An 18,336-nucleotide genomic window follows, 5' to 3' on the forward strand; every position below is an offset into this window, starting at 1 on the left:
ATCTCAGTCGTAGGCACTGACCGTTCGCCGTTCTTTTTCTCTGTACATCGGTGAGAATCGCTTGCTCACCCCCTCTCGAGAACAGTCAAAATACTCGGACAACTGTGGAGATTTCAACGGCGACGCTCACGTGCCGTCCCGAGGGGCTGGTCCACATCGACCCCCCGTTATCTCGCCAATCAGCCTGCATCATCGCTCTGTATGATGCATCGTCCGCCGTGACGTTCTCGTGAGTGCCGGCCCTCACTGGAAACCGGGTCCGGAGATCGGTTGGTCGAGTGTCTGTGGTGGCCCGCCGCTCTGAATGACGTTGAACGCCCGCATCATGTCTGTCCGAGAAATGATTCCAACGAGATCACCGGCCTCATTGACGACCGGCAAGCGTCCAACGCCGTTCTGCTGCATCTGCTGGAAGGCGGTCATTGCGTCGGCGTCGGGGGAGATCGTATAGAGGTCGGTTGACATCACGTCCTCAACGCGATATGCATCGCGTTCGACTTCTTCGACAGCAGCTGCATCGTCCAGCGTCACAATCCCAACGAGGTCGCCGTTTCGCAGTACTGGATACCCGATATGGCGCTCGGTAAACATCCGCGCGAGGAGATCAGAGATAGTCGTCTCCTCGGAAACCGTCTCGAGGCTCTCTCCGGGCGTCATCACGTCGCTTACGCTGATGCCTTCGAAAGCTGCCTTGATAGTGGTCTGTTGGGCCTCGCCGGACGCGGCAATGTAGATGAAAAACGCCAGTACGATGAGAAACAGGTTGGTGAACAGCCCGAGAAGGCCCAGGCCGAACGCGAACACTTTCCCGACGGCAGCAGCCTGTTGGGTCGCCTTCGCGTGTGGTTGGTTCCGAGCAAGGAGTGCCCGGAGGATACGCCCGCCATCCATCGGAAATCCGGGGAGCAGATTGAACGCAGCGAGCACTATATTCAGGATTGCGAGATAGCCGAAGACGAACCGGGCTGCGTCGACACCCGGCGGGAGAGTGATAAATACCACGTAGGAGCCCACGCCGAGGAGGACGCTCACGATGGGGCCAGCGATAGCGATCACGAGCTCGTGACGCCAGTCTTCGGGGAACTCGGTGAAGCTGGCCACGCCACCGAGTAACCAGAGAGTTATCGAATCGATTTCGTATCCGTATCGCAACGCGACCAGCGAGTGTCCGAACTCGTGCAACAGGACGCCGGTAAACAGTCCCAGCGCCGAGGCCAGTCCGAGTACCCACGGGAGATTCCCGTCTGTCAACTGGTTCGGGTCCATCGTGGCACCGAACGTCTGGTTTATCACCACTACCAACTCGGCGATATCCCCGGCGATGAAGACGGCGAAGAGCGGAAGGACGATCAGGAAGGTCCAGTTGAGCCTGACGGGGATACCAAACGCCGAACCGACTCGGAATCCTCTCATGTATAGGTTATTACCCGCGAAACAGGTTAAAACGGCCGGGCAGTCGGAACAAACGATAGCAGTAGGTCGGTGAGCGACGCCACCAACCGCATCCATTCGTGACGAATAGACATACGGCGTCGGGACCGAGCCGCTGTGACGGAGTCTCGAACACGTGGGTGTCGACCCGTCACGTTACAGAGTCCCGTCCGAGAGTTCGACACCGAGACTCTGGGATACGTTACACGACTTTATTGTTCTGCCGGTGCAACGTTTCGTATGACACTCGACGTAGAGGTTCCGGAACCACCGGATCTCTCGAACCGAGGGATGCCGCGTGAGTTCGAGTTGCAGGAGGAGACGCTCGGGTCGGAAGACTTCTACCGCGAGGACCTCGAAGACCTGCTTCAGGAGGGGGCATGGAAGGAGGGGTTCAACGAATGGGCCGAATACACGGACCTCGACGAAGAGCAGGTTCGGATCGTCAGCGACCTCGGTCTGTTCCAGGTGTTCGACTTCTACTGGGACCCCACCGAAGACCGACTTCGCTTCGACGCCCCGACGATACCGAACGACTGGCGCGAGCGGGACGCAACCGAGTCGCTCGATTCGAGCACGGTTTCGATGATCGACGCTACGTTACAGGATCTCGGCCAAACTGTACACGAGACGCTGGAGGGCTACCTCGAACGGAACGACGAAGCCACCGATTTTGGCTGGGGGAAAGAGACGTACGGCAAACGAGGCGAGTGACTCCCACGTGAGTACTCGCAACGGTTCGATGAGAAAGCCCACGACTTCAGTCGTGTGTAGCTGTCAACTAGGGGTAGGGAAGCCATCGTGAGGTGGACCGAATCGTCGCCGCAGTCCATTTCGCGAGTTCGGCCGCGTGATGGACGTTGTGGGCTGCGTGTTCGCTACCGTGAACGGGGAGCAGAATCGAGTCACACATGTCACTACCGGCCGCGACGGTGAGCAGTCACAAAGCAGTTCTCACGGCGCGGACCTCGCCGGTGGACGACCGACGCCACCTGTGTTCGGCGACAGAGCGGCGCGAGCCGTACTACTATGTAGACTCGACGGAAATCTATACACGGTCAATTCTGTGACGAACGGACTACATACCCTCACACTGGCGACGCCGGCACCCCTCCAGCAGCTCCCGGTAGAGTTGCCAGTCTCGCTCGACGTGGTCGTCGTGCTCGCCGTCGTCGCCGTCGCGCTCGTCCTGTTCGTCCTCCAGCCGGTCTCGATCGATACGACTGCCATCGCGCTGATGGTCGTGCTCATCCTCCTCGGTCCGTGGACGGGCGTCTCCCCAGAGGAGGGCGTCTCGGGCTTCTCGAACCCCGCGACGCTCACCGTGCTGGCGATGTTTATCCTCAGCGAGGGGGTTCGACAGACCGGCGTCATTCAAATCCTCACCCAGAAGATGGAGTCGTTCGCAGGAGACAGCGAGTCGCGACAGCTCCTCGCGACGGTCGGACTGGCCGGCCCGTCGGCGGGCTTCGTCAACAACACGCCCATCGTCGCCGTACTCATCCCCGCCGTCACGAATCTCGCCCGGAAGACCGGGACCTCGCCGTCGAAGCTGCTGATTCCGCTATCGTTCGCGTCGATGATGGGCGGAACCCTCACTGTCATCGGGACGTCGACGAACCTGCTTGCGAGCGATATCTGGGCGCAGACCGGTCCGACCGGCGAGCCGTTCTCGCTGTTCGAGTTCACACAACTGGGTGCCGTCGTACTGGCTGTCGGTCTCGTCTATCTACTGACGATTGGGAGATACCTCACGCCCGCCCGGATCACTGCCGAGGGGTCCCCCACAGACCAGTTCGGGATGGCCGACTACCTGACCGACGTCGTCGTGCACGAGAACTCCGACCTCGTCGGGTCGCAGGTCCGAGAGCTGCGGCGCGGCGACCTCGACCTGGATGTGTTCGAGATCGTACGCAACGGTCGCAGCATCGTCCGCGGTCTCCCGAGCGAGCGGATCCACGCTGGCGACATCCTCTCCGTGAGGGCGAGCCAGGAGACGCTCGAACAGGTCATCGGCGACGACCACCTCGATTTCCTGCCGGAACTTCTCGACGCCGCGGAGGACGGGCACGAACCGCTCCCCGACGGGGCCGTGCCCGAACACCACGCGTGGAGCCGACCGTCAGCGACACCCGACCCGAACACGAACGACGACGAGAGCACGGAAAAACCATCTGAAGCCGAGGATGAAATTTCGCTCACGGAGATCGTGTTGCTCCCCGGGACGTGGTTGAACAGACGGAACGGCGTTGCCGGATTCGAACGCGACTACGACGCGACAGTGCTTGCGGTTCGCCGGGGGAATGAAGTGATTCGCCAGCGCCTCCGGGACGTGCGCCTGCAGGGTGGTGACGTGTTGCTCGTCCAGACGAGCGAAGACGTTCTCGACCGACTCCGGGCGGACAACAATATCGTCGTCTCCAGTGACAGACGCTGGGAGGACTTCGACCGGACACAGATTCCCATCGCACTAGGAATCGTTGCCGGCGTCGTCGGACTGGCCGCACTCGAGTATCTCCCGATCATGGTCAGCGCGCTCGCCGGCGTCGTCGCGATGCTCTTTTCGGGCATTCTCCGACCCGCAGACGCCTACGAGGCCGTCGACTGGGATGTCATCTTCCTGATCGCGGGCGTCATCCCGCTCGGCATCGCGTTCGAGGCGTCCGGAACGGCTGACCTAATCGCGACGGGCATCGTGGCCGGGAGTGCCGTCCTCACACCGATTGCGATGCTCGCGACGTTCTACCTCGGCACCGCGATCATCACGGAGATGGTGAGCAACAACGCGAGCGTCGTGTTGATGCTTCCGATCGCTGTCGAGGTCGCGGGGCAACTCGGCGTCAACGCCTTCGCGTTCGCCCTTGCGGTGACGTTCGCCGCCAGCACGCCCCTGCTCAGCCCGGTGGGCTACCAGACGAATCTCATGGTCTATGGGCCTGGCGGCTACAAGTTCACTGACTTCGCGCGCGTTGGTGCGCCGCTCCAGCTCATCCTGACGGTCGTCACGACGGCTGGCATCGCGTTCTTCTGGGGGCTATGATGAGACAGAATCACGACTGCGACGTGCGCTAAGGCGGCGCGACCGCAGCCGCCCCCTACAAGGCCCCCACACGCCAATACCGGTGTATGGTCAAGTTGCTCTCTATCGGTGGGTTCCCCGCGTTCTTCCTCGTGGTCATGAATGGGGGGGTTCGTCGCCGCCGAATTCGCATTCGTAAAAGTCCGGCCAATTCGGGTGAACGCACCCGTCGACCGCGGGAAACCCGGTGCAGGACTGGTACAGGATGCCATCGAGAACCTCGACGGCTATCTCGCTGTCAGCCAGCTCGGGATTACGCTCTCCTCACTCGGCCTCGGGTGGATCGGTGAGCCGGCTGTCGCAGCGCTCATCGAACCCATTCTCGGGGAACTACTACCTGCAGGCGTGATTCATCTCGTGGCGTTCGCGCTGGGATTCGGCTTCATCACGTTTCTCCACGTCGTGTTCGGCGAACTCGCACCGAAGACCTTTGCTATCCAGGAGGCCGAACGGGTGGCGCTCCTCGTTGCGCCGTTCATGAAGTTCTGTTACTACCTGTTCCTGCCCAGCCTCGTCGTTTTCAACGGCACCGCGAACTACTTCACCAGCCTGGTCGGCGTCTCGCCAGCGTCCGAAAGCGAAGACACTCATTCCGAGGAAGAGATCCTGATGATTCTCACGCGCGCTGAGGAAATAGGACACGTCGACCTTGATGAGGTCGAGATGATCGAGAGCGTCTTCAACCTCGGCGACACGCTCGCCCGGGAAATCATGGTGCCACGCCCCGACGTGGAAACCGTGTCCACCTCGATGGCGCTTTCAGAACTTCGTGCGGTTGCCGCCAGCGGGACCTACACTCGATACATCGTCCTCGACGAAGACGGGGAGCAGCCAACTGGGTTCGTCCACGCGAAAGACATCTTCCAGGCGAGCGAAACCTCATCGAAAAGTGGTTTCATACCCTCAAAATTCGAGTCGACCGCGTCCATAATTCGTGGGTGGGCAGTCACGGCAGCGTCCGCGAGTGGTTCATACAATTTGTGCAATACTACAATTTTCAGAGACCGCATCAAGCGCTCGATGGACGAACGCCAGTCGAGGAGGTTACTAACTAGACAGTGCCGAATGGACATAAATACTGACCGTTGATATGTGACCGGTCTACGTAGTCAACCCGACCGGTCAACGATAATCGAAAGAATGAAGTCCGATAACCAGAGACATCAGCCAGAAACACAGTATCTGAGAACTCGTGTTTCTCACAGGTTCCGTGGAGAAACACAGTCGCCGGAACAGCCCCGTGGTGCTTGAACAGCGCGACGTCGATACTCACTTTTGTGAGAGGTATATTGTATCTCACAACCAAGACTACTCGCCAATTCCTTATCTGGACAGTACCCAAGAATGTTCCATCTCAGAAGACCAGACCCGAAATGTCGTGAACGGCTTTTAGTAGGCCCCATCGGTTAGGTATCCCAATGGTTACGTCGAGAGGACAGCCATGCGCGTGATCGTCGTCGGGGCCGGTGAAGTCGGAGCGAACATTGCGGTCAGTCTCGCTGAGAGTCACGACGTCATCGTCATCGATATTGATCCAGAGAAAGTCGAGGACCTCACGTATTCGAGTGATATATTGGCGATTAAAGGGGATGGGACCTCGCTGAGAATACTCGAAGAGGCAGGCATCGCCGAGGCAGATATGCTCATCGCCAGCACGGACGACGACGAGACGAACTTAGTCACCTGCGGGACGGCGAAGACAACGGGCGATGTCTTCACTATTGCTCGGGTCCGGAACGCGAACTTCCTCGATACGTGGACGCGATCAGAGAGGGCGTTCGGGGTTGATTTCATGGTCTCGACGAACCTACTGACGGCCAACGATATCGTCCGCGTCGTCGGGCTCCCGGCCGCCGTCGACGTCGACCCGTTCGCCGGTGGACTCGTCCAGATGGCCGAGTTCGAGGTGGCGGCAGATTGTGAAATCGTAGGACAGACCGTCGAAGAGGCGGACAAGTTCGATGCGCTCACGTTCGCAGCACTAGTTCAGGAGGGCGATGTCGTAATCGCCCGTGGACAGACACGAATCGAAGCCGGAAACAGAGTGATCGTCATCGGCAGTCCAGAGAGCGTCCAAGCGTTTTCGAAAACTGTTGCCTCAGCTGAAACCTCAGATGAGGCTCGTGATATCGTCGTCGTTGGTGGGAGTGACATCGGGTACCACACGGCTAGGTTGCTCGAAGAGCGCGGCCTCGAACCTCGTCTGATCGAACAAGACGCGGATCGCGGCCGTCAACTCGCCGAAGACCTTCCCGGAACAATCGTGATGGTACACGACGCGACGGACGTGGACTTCCTTGTCGGTGAACACATCGACCGGGCGGACGCAGTCATCGCAGCGACCGACAGCGACGAAAAGAATCTCTTGGTCTCGTTGCTCGCAAAGAACATCGGTGTCGCTCGTACGGTCGCCGTCGTCGAACAAGGGCAGTACGCAAGCTTATTCGAAGCGGTCGGAACCGACGTCGCGATCAACCCCCGTGAAGCGACCGCGGAGGAAATCGTCCGCTTCACACAGGAGGGACAGGTCGAAAACCTCTCGCTCATCGAGGGTCGCCAGGCAGAAGTGCTAGAGATCGAGGTCGACGAGGCAAGCGTCCTCGCAGGACGCCCCATCCACGAGAGCATTACTGAGCTTCCATCCGGTGTGGTTATCGGTGCGATCACTCGCAATCAGGAGTTCATCGTTCCCCGTGGCGAGACCGTGATCAAAGCAGGTGACCACGTCGTTCTCTTCGTAGCTGCAGATGTCCTCTCTCCCGTTATGGAGCTCGTATGAGAATTCGCGTCGATTGGCGGGTTAGCTGTCGACTGGTCGGGACGATTCTCAAATGGCTGTGGGTACCACTCCTCCTTCCGCTTGGAATCGCCCTCTACGACGGAACGGCGCTGCTCCCGTTCATCTTCCCGATACTTGGGACAGCACTCCTCGGGGTCGGGCTCGAACAGCTCACCGACAAGCGTGACCTCCGAGCGCGGGAAGCGTTTCTGATGGTCTCGCTGACGTGGTTGAGCATTGCGCTCGTCGGTGCGGTCCCATTTGTTCTTGCCGGCGAGGGAATGCTTGTAACGCCGGTGAACGCCCTATTCGAGAGTATGAGCGGAATCACGACGACCGGAGCGACGGTCATCGTGGATTTCGAACGCCACTCACGGGCCATCCTCATGTGGCGAGCGGTCCTGCAATGGCTCGGTGGACTCGGAATTCTGGTTCTGGCGACGGCTGTCCTCTCCCAACTGTCCGTCGGTGGTGCACAGCTCATGGAGACCGAAACCCAGATTCAGGACGTCAACAAGCTCACGCCCCGAATTTCGGAAACAGCAGCCCTTCTCTGGAAGATCTATATCGGCCTGACCGGGCTCCAGGTGGCAGTTCTCTACGGACTCCATTTGATCGGATACGCGCCGGAGATGACGCTGTACGACGCTGTAGCGCATGCGTTTACGACCATCTCGACGAGTGGCTTTTCCCCCCGTGGCGACAGCATCGCTGCCTTCTCGCCCGCCGTTCAGTGGGCGATTATCCCGTTCATGGCAATCGGTGCCACGAGTTTCATTCTACTTTACTTCGCCTTTCAGGGGAACTTCGACCGACTCCGCAATAGTGACGAATTCCGCTTTTACGTCGGACTGCTCGGGTTCTTCACGGTCGGTGTCGGGGGGGTGTTGTTGGTTGACGGTGCTCCCTATACAAGCCTCGAACAGATAGCTCGGCACGCACTCTTTCAGGTCGTTTCGATAATGACGACGACAGGTTACGCGAGTACGGATTTCAACCTCTGGTCGGCAGCGGCCAAACATCTCCTGTTCGTCTGTATGTTCATCGGTGGGATGGCCGGTAGTACGACCTGTTCGATCAAGACGCTCCGGTGGCTCGTCGTTGTGAAAGCGTTCAGTCGAGACCTGTTTACCGCCTCGAATCCGAGCGCGGTCCGACCAGTCCGCCACAGTGGGAACGTCGTCGACGAAGAGACGGTTCGGGACATCTACGCCTACACACTGGTTAGTCTCGTGTTCTTCATCGTCGCGACAATCTTCGTCGTCGTCGACGCATCCCGAGTACAGCTGTCAGTCACCGAATTCGAGGCCATGAGCGCTGCGGCAGCCACGTTCTTCAATGTCGGGCCGGCGTTCGGAATCGCGGGACCACTCGAGAGCTACGAGCCGTTCCCGCAGTCGACGAAGATCGTGATGACCTTCCTCATGTGGGTCGGTCGGATCGAAATCATTCCGGTGCTGGTGTTACTGACGCCGTCCTACTGGCGGTCGTGAAAAGCGAGGTGAAATGACACTAGTTTACTTGCGTTCCACTTCTCGATGGCTGGGCGCTCATCACCCTCTTGGGACTCGTCGGGTCACGCTGAGCGTGGAGGTCAACTACTCCGACACGGGAGAGTCGTGTTCCTCCGACCGCGCCCACCCTTAAGTATCTACTTAGCGAACATTCAGGCGGGATAGATATGAGCGAGTTAGTGGACGAGGTGGTCGTCTTGTACGTCGACGACGACGAGGACTTCACCGAACTAACGGCGACGTTCCTCGAACGGGAACACGACCGGTTCCGGGTCGAGACGGCCACCTCGGTCGCCGAGGGGCTCGATCGCGTGGCAGACACGGAGTTCGACTGCGTCGTCTCGGACTACGACATGCCCGAGCGCGACGGATTGGATTTCCTCGAAGCCCTCCGCGAGGACGCGCCGGACCTCCCCTTCATCCTCTTTACTGGCAAGGGAAGCGAGGAGGTCGCGAGCGACGCAATCTCCGCGGGCGTCACCGAGTACCTCCAGAAGGAACACGGGACCAGCCAGTACACCGTACTCGCCAACCGTATCGAAAACGCGGTCGAGCAGTACCGCTCACAGCGCGCGCTCGAGACGAGCGAACAACGCCTCTCCCTGTTCATCGAACAGTCTCCGCTCGGCGTCCTCGAGTACGACAGCGACTTCCAAATCGTCGGGCTCAACGAGCGCGGCGAGGAGATTCTGGGCTATACCGAAGCGGAACTCCGCGGCCACAGCTGGGAACTCATCGTCGCGGACGATAGTTACGACAACGTCGACGCCGTGACAGACCAGCTTGCAGTCGCGGAGGGCGGCTACCACAGCATCGACGAGAACGTCCGAAAGGACGGCGAACACATCCGCTGTGAGTGGCACAACCGAACCATCACTAACGACGACGGTGCGGTCGTCGGCATCATCTCGTTGTTCCAGGACGTGACCGAACGAACCCACCGTGAGGACGAACTCGAACGGACCAACGCCCTGCTCTCGACGCTCATTCGGTCGCTCCCGGTCGGCGTCCTCGCCGAAAACAGCGACCGAACCGTCCTCGCCATTAACGAGCGACTGCTCGAACTGTTCGATGTCTCGGAACCGTCGACGGAACTCATCGGCGCAGACTGTCGGGAACTGGCGCAGATGGCCAGCGAACTCGCGGTTGACTCGGAGGGCTTCGTCGAGCGCGTCGACGAACTGATCGCCGGGACAGAGTCGATCCACAACGAGACAGTCGCTCTGACGAACGGTCGGACGCTCAACCGAAGCTACGAACCGATCGAACTCCCCGAGGGGACCGGCCACCTCTGGATGTATCGCGACACGACCGAACAGCGAAAGCGAGAGCAACAGCTCCAGCGCCAAAACGAGCGGCTGAGCGAGTTTGCGAGCGTCGTCAGCCACGACCTCCGGAACCCGCTGAACGTGGCTGCTGGGAACGTGGAACTGGCCCGCCAAGACCACGAAAGCGACCGTCTTGCGACCGCCGCGCGGGCGTTGAACCGCATCGACGACCTCATCGAAGACCTGCTCACGCTCGCCCGAAAGGGCGACAACGTCGGTGAACTGGAACCGGTGTCCTTGGGTCCGCTCGTCTCCGACTGCTGGGAGACCATCGAAACGGCCGGCGCTGAACTCCAGACGGACGTGACGGCGACGGTCATCGCTGACCGAAGTCGGCTCCAACAGCTCGTCGAGAACCTCGTCAGGAACAGCATCGAACACGGTGGAGACGGCGTGGCGGTGACAGTTGGTGAACTTCCGGACGGCTTCTACGTCGAGGACGACGGTGTCGGCATCCCAGCCGAGCGCCGCGACACCATCTTCGAAGCCGGCCGCACAACCTCGCGTACGGGTACCGGATTCGGGCTCGCAATCGTCAAGCAGGTCGCCGAGGCCCACGGATGGGACGTTAGCGTCGCCGACTCTGACGCCGGCGGGGCACGATTCGAGATTACGGGAGTCACGTTCGCTGATGTCGACGACTGAGCCCCACGCCGGAAGCTTTTACAGGCCCCGTGCGGACCGCTGTCACATGTACTATCACGGCGAATCCGGCAGCGCGGCGCGGAGCGTACGATGACGATTACGAGCGATTGGGGCGAATGGTGGGCCCGGGAGGAACTCAACGGCGTCGACGTCGAGGAGGGAGTCTCACTGTGGTATCTCGGCGTCGCCGGCTGGGCGATACGGACGCCGGAGACCGCCATCTACATCGACCCCTACTTCAGTACCGAGCGGGACCGCGAGTACGTCGCTCGGATGTCGCCGGTGCCGATGGAGCCGCAGTGGGCGGACGCCTGCGACGCGGTCTTCTGCACCCACGACCACCGCGACCACTTCTGGCCGCCCTCGTTCGGCCCGCTTCTCGACCACGGCGGCGACGTCCACGCGCCCGTCGAGTGCTACGAGAACTTCGACGTGAGCGCGATCGACGAGGACAAGCGGACGGCCGTCGAACCCGGCGACAGCTACGAGGTCGGCGACCTCACCGTCCACGTCAGAGGCGGGTACGACCCGGACGCGACCGGCACGGTGACGTACGTTATCGAGCACGAGACGGGAACCATCTTCCACGGCGGCGACAACCGGCCCTGCGAGGCGTTCCACGAGATCGGTGCGGAGTTCGACATCGACCTCGGGATGCTCTCCTACGGAACCGACGCCCGCGTCGTCCAAGACGGCGAGGTCATCACGCGCAAGCTCTACAACGATGCAGACGAAATCATCGAGGCCACGAACGCGCTCGGCATCGACCGCCTGATTCCCGAGCACTGGCGGCGCTGGCGGTCGATTCACGCGGACCCCGGCGCGCTCTCGAAGGCCGCGACGACGTTCGAGTACCCGCACGTGATCGAGGAGGTCGAAGTCGGCGACCGCTTCCGACTCGGCCGGCCGGGCGTCGTCCCACCGGCGCGCCTCGGCGGTGAGTAACTCTCCAACTCGTCACCGAACTCTTCTGCCCCACAGGCGACGTCGCGCGGCGCTCCCATTCAACGGCGATGTCGTACTGTACCACAGAAACCGCAGTCGAGTCAGTCGGTGCGCGGGAGTTCGACGACGAAGACGGCACCCGTCGGTTCGTTGTCTTCGACCCGGACCGAACCGCCGTACCGCGTGACCAGGGTGTCGACGAGGTAGAGTCCGATACCCGTGCCGGGGCTCCCGAGACCTCGCTCACCTTTTCCGAACGCGAGTTCTTTCCTGTCGTCCGGGATGCCCGGCCCGTTGTCGGCGATTCGAATCTCGACATCGTCGTCTCGGGCCGTACACGAGATCTCGACGCGAGGCGCGTCCTTGTCGTTGTGTTGGACGGCGTTGTTCAGGAGGTTCCGAAACACCGAACTGAGCATGCTATTTCCGGCGACCTCGACATCGGGGAGCGCTCCCGCCACCACGAACGCGGCCTCCGGGAAAGACTCCTTGCGAATCGATAGCTCGGTTTCGAGAATCGAGCGAATCGGTACCGACGCGATAGTGACACTCTCGTTCGATGCAATCGTCTCCACGTAGTCACGTGCGACCTCGGTCAGTTCGACGACGTGCTCACCGCTGTCGAGGATTTTCTGGAGGTACTCGCTCCTGTCATCATCGACGTGGTCTTCGAGCATCTCTGCCCACCCGAGTACGACCCCCATATCGTTGCGGATATCGTGGCGGACGATTCGGTTCAGCAGTTCGAGCTCTCGCTCCCGGCGTTTCTGCTCCGTGATGTCCGTACAGATACCGACGACCTCCGAGACGTCACCGTCGTCATCGCGGAGGAGCACCTGCCGCGTCAGCACCCAGCGAACCGACCCATCGGGTCGGACGACGCGACCCTCGTACGCCTCGTCGTGGGCCCCCTGGGCTGAGGCCTCGATATTCTGTCGCACCCGGTCGCGGTCTTCGGGATGGATGGCGTCGAGCAGCCGTGTGATGTCGTCCATGACCGCCTCGGGGGGAATCCCCCAGATGTCTTCGAAGCCAGCGCTAATGTAGTCGAACTCGCCGGGCGCGGATACCGTCCAAAGCGCGACCCCATCAAGCTGGTCGAACAGGTCCTGGAAATCGGGCCGTTGGCCAAGCGAGCTGTTACTCATACGGGGGTGTTTCGAGGCGAGTGAGATAAGTACCAGTCCCGGAGTCCGACGGCGGAGCAGCCGGCGTCAAAGCTGCGTTCTGAAGGGTGAGTCTCGTTCGTGGACGAGCAAACCGGACGTTAGTGCTAATCGAGTGACGTCGAAGGAGGTCGGCTCGAGCCGACGGAAGGATAACCGAGGAGTCCCACGCGGGGCAGTCCACTGCGACTGGTCGGTGAGTACGTGCAGGAAACGCTATTCCTGTTCTGTATCGCTGACCGACCGGAAGACGACGCGCCGGGCCTCGAAATCCTCCAAGAACGCCTTCGAGCCACCGACGGTAAACGTGTCGTCAGGCGTCTCAACGACGAACGACTCCTGGGTCGGGAAGTCGTTCGAGAAGGGCCGAACGAGGCTCTGTTTCACCGCCACGATCGTCCCAGTCGTCGTCTCGAACGCCGCGTTACTCTGGGTGGGACGGATGTCCATCTCGGCCGTGACGACAGATCCGTCCATCAGATGTAGCGTCGCGTCGAACACCGCGTGGCGGAAACTCGTGAACGTCGCCGGCAGTTGACTTTTTGACCCGACATGCACCTGCTCGCCCATCGGCCAGTAGTTCGCGATAAACGAGTCGAACAACGAGGAGACGATGTGCTCCTCAGCGTGGTAGATGGCATATTCATCGGAGTTCGAGTTCAGTATCGCATCTGCCGAGGCGATGATACCGTCACCCCGGTCAACAGTAAGCGTCACCGGGGCCGGGGCGCTCCACGTCTGGATGATACTCGCGGTCGCACCGTCGATCGAACTCGTGCCGTCATACTCCGTGACGAGAAGCATACAAAATACGCCCCGACTCCGCGCCTCTCTGAGCGAGTCTTCGACCCGATGAAGCACCGATGCGGGAAGTGCGAGAACGAGTTCCGATTCGGCGGCGTCGATCAGCTTATTGAGCTGAGCGAGTATCGTCCGTCGAGATTTGATGATACTGAACTTCTGCTGTTCGTAGCTCTCGGAGTCAAACAGGTCCTCTAACTGGGACTCGACGGTCTGTAGTTGGGAAACGAGGTTGTCGATGCCCTCTGCGGGCGGAATCGCTCGCAACTGCGTCGGTTGGACGTGGTCGTCGATTTCGATGAGGTCGCGCTCCTCGAGTTTTCCGACGATATCGTACGCGTAACTCTTAGAGATGTCAGCCTCTTCAGAGACGACTCGGATTGTCGTCGCCCCGTTACGGAGTATCGTCACGTATGCCCGCGACTCCTTGTCCGAGAGCCCAATCCTCATGAGGCTGTCCACCACCTCGTCTTCCACCATATCCAAGTGTTCGGCCAAGGCGGGGGATAAATCTTAGTAAAGCGTTGGACACCGAGGGGCCATTGTAGGCCGACAGACCAGTATGATGAACGTGATTCCTCCCCGCCGTAAACAGTAGTTGCCGAATCAGATTTCACTCAGTGCTGAACGCAACACTGGAACCGAAGACCTCGACATTATGGCAGACTATTCTGCTGTAAATTCGTTGAGAGAGCGAGGGAACGCCGCGCCAGCGGCGTTCCCGAGCGATGCCTCTCCACGAGAGNACTATTCTGCTGTAAATTCGTTGAGAGAGCGAGGGAACGCCGCGCCAGCGGCGTTCCCGAGCGATGCCTCTCCACGAGAGGGCTTACTCCATCTGTGTTCGGTTAAGCTCTAACCTCCGTTTTGAAGGCTTCAGCTACTCGTTCGCTGAGTAAGAGGCGTGATTTCTCTGGTTGGCGTGCGTTGCAAAATATGAGCTCAGCCAAGTTCGGCGGTGGATGTCCGAACGACTGAGCTAGGTCTTCAAGGATGAGCTGGGCGAAAGACCGGAAGGTCTTCGCCCAGCGTTCTCGTGGAAACATCGTTTCTAGGTGCATCCTCTGAAACACGCCAAGCAAGGCTCTGCTGACCGTGAGTGTCAGCAGAGCCGCTACCACAAGCAACTCCACGATTGCTGGATTGCTTGTCTGGAACTTCTCCAACCCGTACAGCGATTTCAACTCACGGAACAGCACTTCTACTTCCCACCGCACTCCGTACAACGCCGCGACTTGCTCCGGTGTGAACTCATCCGGCAGGTTCGTGATGTACAGATGATAGTCGTCGGTGTCCGCAACGAGGACACCGACGACGCGGAATTCCATCGTCGCACTCGAATGCTTCTCACCGTACGGACGCCGTTTGAAGCTCACCTCGGCGGTTACATCGATAATCTCGCGCGTAAGATCACCGAGAACATCCTGAAGACGACGGTCTAGTAAGGAAATGGTGCGCCCGCGCCATTTCCGACGTGCCTCTGTGATTCGTGGGTTTGCGTTCGTCTTCAGCCGACTCAAGAAGAAGCCGCCGTTCTCCTCGATGAGTGCGAACCGACGATAGCTGTAGAAGCCGAGATCGAACAGCAACAACCGCCCTCGCAGCCAGTTCCCTGTGTGGAACTGGCTGCTCTCGTGGCTTCGTTCGTCGGTGAGTTCGAACCGCTCGATTGTCTGTTTCGTGAGGTTATGGACGAGATGAAGTTTCGCGCCCGACTGGTCAGGATGCGTCGCTGGAAACTCGCTCAAGAGCCGATGCAACCGGAAAACGGTTGCATCGGCGATCATCACATCGCGGAACTGCTGGAGTTGCGGGGCGAGTGTGTGAGGGACTGCGACCACCTCGAGAGCATGCTCGAGGAGGTTGCTGAGTAACTGTCCGAGTGCGGGTGTGAACCGATCGTAGAAGCTGGAACGGGAGAGCGTCTGATTGGTCGCTGCGGCGTAGGCACGTTGAAACCCCGCGATAGTTCGGGATTCGCCGCCGACGGCGAATCCCAAGATGAGCGTCCAAACGAGGGCTGTAACATCGATTCGACGGTGGCGTTGGACGACATCGCGCTCGCGCGCGATGTCTTCGATAAGCTCTGCTGGAAAGAGGGAAGTGAGCCGCCGTCGAATAAGGTCTGGGGAGAGTTGGGATAGCACACCCACTCCCCATGCGGTCTACAACGATAACTTAGTCAACAGAGCGCAGTCTCTCGGGTTCTCTGCTTAACCGAACACGGATGATCTTCCGATATAAACGTTCGTCCAGCGAGGTCACTCTGAAACCCGGCCGATGGCCAACAAACGTATATGTATTCTTAAACTAGCTGTGGGCAGCAAAATGTACGATTTGACCGGGTTCCAACGCGACCTGCTGTACTTCACCGCCGACTTGGATGAACCACACGGACTCGCAATCAAAGACTAACTCGAGGACTACTACGAAACCGAGATCCACCACGGCCGGCTGTATCCCAACCTCGACACACTCGTCGAGAAGGGACTCCTCGACAAAGGCGAAAAGGACCGCCGAACGAACGTCTACGCGATCACAGCCAGAGGTCGCCGGGAAATCGAAGCCCACGATGACTGGGAACAGCAGTATACCAGCGGACTCTCCACCTGACCGCTGTTACGAGACGAGTGACCGTTTTCTTCGACTGACCGTGTGGGTGAGGCTGGCATCACCTATTACGTTGGGTCGGCATTATTGATATCCTCAAAGAGGGTGAGTCGATCACAATTCTGCCGTCACGTCGGCTTTAGTCACGGATTAGGATGACACCGCTCGATTGCAGTATGAACTGCGTCTCGACGGCCAACGAATGTGAGATGGTCTCCACGTTGGAGCGTTAACTCGGGAGTGGGGATTTGAGAATCACCGCTCCGGCTGACGAGCGCAATTAGCACCCCATCTGGAAGGTATTCATCGAGTTCCTTGATGGACTTCCCTACTAATCGATCTGATGTGACCTCAATTTCCTGTACGTCGCCGGAGCGGCCGAGTTCTGTCATCCACTCCGATAGTGCAGGGCGCTCAATGGCGTTGTCCATCTCGTGAGCGATCGCGTCGTTCGCCGAGATCGCTCGGACTCCCAGTTCCTCAAACGCTTCCACGTTGCCCGGTGTGTTTACTCGAGTGATCACCGTTTCGACATCGTAGTTCGTGTTCGTAAGCTGTGCAATGAGGAGGTTCGCGTCATCGTTCGCTGTGGCTGCGACCACAATCTTGGCATTCTCGATTCCCGCTGCCTGGAGTACGCTAGTGTCAGTCCCATCGCCCTGATGAGCACTGAATCCAGCATTGCGTGCTGTTTCCACGGCATCTTCTTCCTTATCGACGATGACGACGTTTTCACCTCGATCCTCCAGTCGTTCGGCAAGGCCGCGACCAACGCGCCCTCCACCAACAATGATTACACGCATGGGAAGTACGTTGAGTGCTTGTGCGATGTGGCGAGCAAAACCACCCTCGAAAACGACTGTCATGAGTATAACTAAAAATACCGACCCGACAAGAATAGTGGCCTGCTCTGGACTCGTCGAGCGAAGTTCGAGTGCAAATAGTGTCGCAACGCTGGCTGGAATGATTCCACGGGGGCCAACAGCACTCATAAACACCTGCTCGCGGAACGTGAATCGCTCACCATAGGTACAGAACAACACGGAAATAGGGCGAATCACGAGAGTCACAGCCACGACGACGAGTATCCCACCCAGGCCGAGCGAAACGAGTTCGCTGAAGGATAACAACGTCGCAAGTGAAATAAACACAAAAGAAAGGACAATTAGTGTAATATCTCCTTTGAATGCCTCGATTTCGTCTTCGTGCGGAAGGTCTGAATTCCCAAGGATGAGGCCCGAAGCGGCGACAGCCGCGATTCCGGCTTCTGGTGCAATCGCTTCTGCGAGACCATACGTTGCAATTGCACCGATGAGGACGACCAGCCGCGCATTCTGTACGGCATTCGAGGGCGTCAAATCGAGATGTTTGAGGAGATACCAGATGACTGCGGCTGTGACACCCCCTACTAGGACGCCAACTCCGAGTCGAGTAGCGAACGACTCGAAGAGGGCCGGAAGTCCCGTGTTACCCAGTACAGCAAGGTCAAAGATGACAACGGCGAGAATTGCGGCTGTCACGTCGTTCACGATTCCTTCCGTTTCGAGGGCTGCCCCGACCTGATCGCGAACTGAGATGACGTTCAAGATCGGCGTGATTACCGTTGGTCCGGTTGCAATAAGGAGCGCGCCGACAAGGAACGAGAGCGACCACGGTACATCTAACGCGAATCGAACGACAGTAGCCGTAGCGACAAATGTGAAAAGCGCGCCTATAGTGACCAGTCGGAACGCTTCACGTGGGGCTTGCTGGAGTTTGTCAACTTTGAGATGGAATGCTCCTTCGAAGACGATAATCGCGACTGATATGCCGACAATACCGGAGAGCGGTTCTGGCCCACCGAACGAATCAAGACCCACTAGGTTCAGACCCTCAGGGCCAACAGCAATGCCTGCGAGGATCAAGAAGAGAACACTCGGTATCGAGAGTCGATCGGCTAACATCTGTGCAACGACACCGAGCCCAAGGATGATTACTACAAGTGGAATGATCCCAGACCCAGCAGTCACGCTTCAAACACCAAGTCAACTCTACAGAC

Annotated in this window: 11 protein-coding genes and 4 pseudogenes; 9 read left to right on the top strand and 6 right to left on the bottom strand. The window is 59.3% G+C overall.

All coding sequences use genetic code 11. The annotated features are described in order from the left end of the window. Nucleotides 1-243: 243 nt before the first annotated feature. Entirely contained in the window at nucleotides 244-1,413 is a 1,170-nt protein-coding gene (locus tag C457_RS17845) for a CBS domain-containing protein (RefSeq protein ID WP_008096852.1), read from the bottom strand. A 258-nt stretch (nucleotides 1,414-1,671) separates the two neighbouring features. Here C457_RS17845 and C457_RS17850 point away from each other — a divergent pair, with 258 nt between their 5' ends. The 4 genes and pseudogenes from C457_RS17850 to C457_RS19870 form a co-directional block, all read left to right on the top strand. After that, a complete protein-coding gene (locus C457_RS17850) occupies nucleotides 1,672-2,145 on the top strand; it encodes a hypothetical protein (protein WP_204365670.1) in 474 nt (157 codons plus the stop codon). 352 nt (nucleotides 2,146-2,497) lie between these two features. After that, the gene (locus C457_RS17855; protein WP_049913705.1) at nucleotides 2,498-4,471 is read left to right on the top strand and encodes an SLC13 family permease; all 1,974 of its coding nucleotides are present in this window, start codon (nucleotides 2,498-2,500) and stop codon (nucleotides 4,469-4,471) included. 86 nt (nucleotides 4,472-4,557) lie between these two features. Then, a pseudogene (locus tag C457_RS17860) lies at nucleotides 4,558-5,398 on the top strand (hemolysin family protein); the annotation flags it as partial. After that, a pseudogene (locus tag C457_RS19870) lies at nucleotides 5,380-5,565 on the top strand (integrase core domain-containing protein); the annotation flags it as partial. The pseudogenes C457_RS17860 and C457_RS19870, both read left to right, overlap by 19 nt. Before the next feature lie 32 nt (nucleotides 5,566-5,597). Here the strand turns inward: C457_RS19870 and C457_RS21000 are convergent. Continuing rightward, nucleotides 5,598-5,789 (bottom strand): annotated as a pseudogene (locus C457_RS21000) (IS6 family transposase); the annotation flags it as partial. Between the two features lie 162 nt (nucleotides 5,790-5,951). Here C457_RS21000 and trkA point away from each other — a divergent pair. The 4 genes from trkA (at nucleotide 5,952) to C457_RS17880 (ending at nucleotide 11,721) form a co-directional block, all read left to right on the top strand. Beyond that, complete coding sequence (gene trkA / locus C457_RS17865) at nucleotides 5,952-7,289, top strand: Trk system potassium transporter TrkA (RefSeq protein WP_008096857.1); 1,338 nt, start codon at nucleotides 5,952-5,954, stop codon at nucleotides 7,287-7,289. Then, nucleotides 7,286-8,782, top strand: coding sequence for a TrkH family potassium uptake protein (locus tag C457_RS17870; RefSeq protein WP_008096858.1), 1,497 nt, complete (start codon nucleotides 7,286-7,288; stop codon nucleotides 8,780-8,782). Before trkA ends, C457_RS17870 begins: the two co-directional genes overlap by 4 nt. A 188-nt stretch (nucleotides 8,783-8,970) precedes the next feature. Continuing rightward, complete coding sequence (locus C457_RS17875) at nucleotides 8,971-10,776, top strand: hybrid sensor histidine kinase/response regulator (protein ID WP_004971942.1); 1,806 nt, start codon at nucleotides 8,971-8,973, stop codon at nucleotides 10,774-10,776. Nucleotides 10,777-10,866: 90 nt separating this feature from the next. After that, on the top strand, nucleotides 10,867-11,721 hold the full coding sequence (locus tag C457_RS17880; protein WP_004971943.1) for an MBL fold metallo-hydrolase: 855 nt from the start codon (nucleotides 10,867-10,869) through the stop codon (nucleotides 11,719-11,721). 101 nt (nucleotides 11,722-11,822) lie between these two features. Here the strand turns inward: C457_RS17880 and C457_RS17885 are convergent, their stop codons facing one another. The 3 genes from C457_RS17885 to C457_RS17895 all read right to left on the bottom strand — a co-directional run bounded on the left by C457_RS17885 (nucleotide 11,823) and on the right by C457_RS17895 (nucleotide 15,835). Further along, on the bottom strand, nucleotides 11,823-12,869 hold the full coding sequence (locus tag C457_RS17885; protein ID WP_008096861.1) for a PAS domain-containing sensor histidine kinase: 1,047 nt from the start codon (nucleotides 12,867-12,869) through the stop codon (nucleotides 11,823-11,825). 234 nt (nucleotides 12,870-13,103) lie between these two features. Beyond that, nucleotides 13,104-14,168, bottom strand: a complete 1,065-nt coding sequence (locus C457_RS17890) for a TrmB family transcriptional regulator (protein WP_008096863.1) — start codon at nucleotides 14,166-14,168, stop codon at nucleotides 13,104-13,106. A 368-nt stretch (nucleotides 14,169-14,536) separates the two neighbouring features. Next, nucleotides 14,537-15,835 carry an IS4 family transposase gene (locus C457_RS17895; protein ID WP_049913706.1) on the bottom strand — a complete coding sequence of 433 codons (1,299 nt, stop codon included), beginning with the start codon at nucleotides 15,833-15,835 and terminating at the stop codon, nucleotides 14,537-14,539. A 181-nt stretch (nucleotides 15,836-16,016) separates the two neighbouring features. On the opposite strand from C457_RS17895, the pseudogene C457_RS19875 reads away from it, so the two are divergent. After that, nucleotides 16,017-16,301, top strand: a pseudogene (locus C457_RS19875) (PadR family transcriptional regulator). A 140-nt stretch (nucleotides 16,302-16,441) separates the two neighbouring features. On the opposite strand, the gene C457_RS17905 reads toward C457_RS19875, so the two are convergent. After that, nucleotides 16,442-18,241: a cation:proton antiporter domain-containing protein gene (locus C457_RS17905; RefSeq protein ID WP_008096869.1), complete on the bottom strand. Its 1,800-nt coding sequence runs from the start codon at nucleotides 18,239-18,241 to the stop codon at nucleotides 16,442-16,444. Nucleotides 18,242-18,336: the final 95 nt, after the last annotated feature.

Origin of the sequence: Haloferax prahovense DSM 18310 (assembly GCF_000336815.1) — an archaeon.
Classification (GTDB): Archaea; Halobacteriota; Halobacteria; order Halobacteriales; family Haloferacaceae; genus Haloferax; species Haloferax prahovense.

Excerpts from the sequence above, each read along its gene's own strand:
- C457_RS17845 (WP_008096852.1), bottom strand. The coding sequence starts at position 1,413 with ATGAGAGGATTCCGAGTCGGTTCGGCGTTTGGTATCCCCGTCAGGCTC.
- C457_RS17850 (WP_204365670.1), top strand. The coding sequence starts at position 1,672 with ATGACACTCGACGTAGAGGTTCCGGAACCACCGGATCTCTCGAACCGA.
- trkA (WP_008096857.1), top strand. The coding sequence starts at position 5,952 with ATGCGCGTGATCGTCGTCGGGGCCGGTGAAGTCGGAGCGAACATTGCG.
- C457_RS17870 (WP_008096858.1), top strand. The coding sequence starts at position 7,286 with ATGAGAATTCGCGTCGATTGGCGGGTTAGCTGTCGACTGGTCGGGACG.
- C457_RS17875 (WP_004971942.1), top strand. The coding sequence starts at position 8,971 with ATGAGCGAGTTAGTGGACGAGGTGGTCGTCTTGTACGTCGACGACGAC.
- C457_RS17880 (WP_004971943.1), top strand. The coding sequence starts at position 10,867 with ATGACGATTACGAGCGATTGGGGCGAATGGTGGGCCCGGGAGGAACTC.
- C457_RS17885 (WP_008096861.1), bottom strand. The coding sequence starts at position 12,869 with ATGAGTAACAGCTCGCTTGGCCAACGGCCCGATTTCCAGGACCTGTTC.
- C457_RS17890 (WP_008096863.1), bottom strand. The coding sequence starts at position 14,168 with ATGGTGGAAGACGAGGTGGTGGACAGCCTCATGAGGATTGGGCTCTCG.
- C457_RS17905 (WP_008096869.1), bottom strand. The coding sequence starts at position 18,241 with ATGTTAGCCGATCGACTCTCGATACCGAGTGTTCTCTTCTTGATCCTC.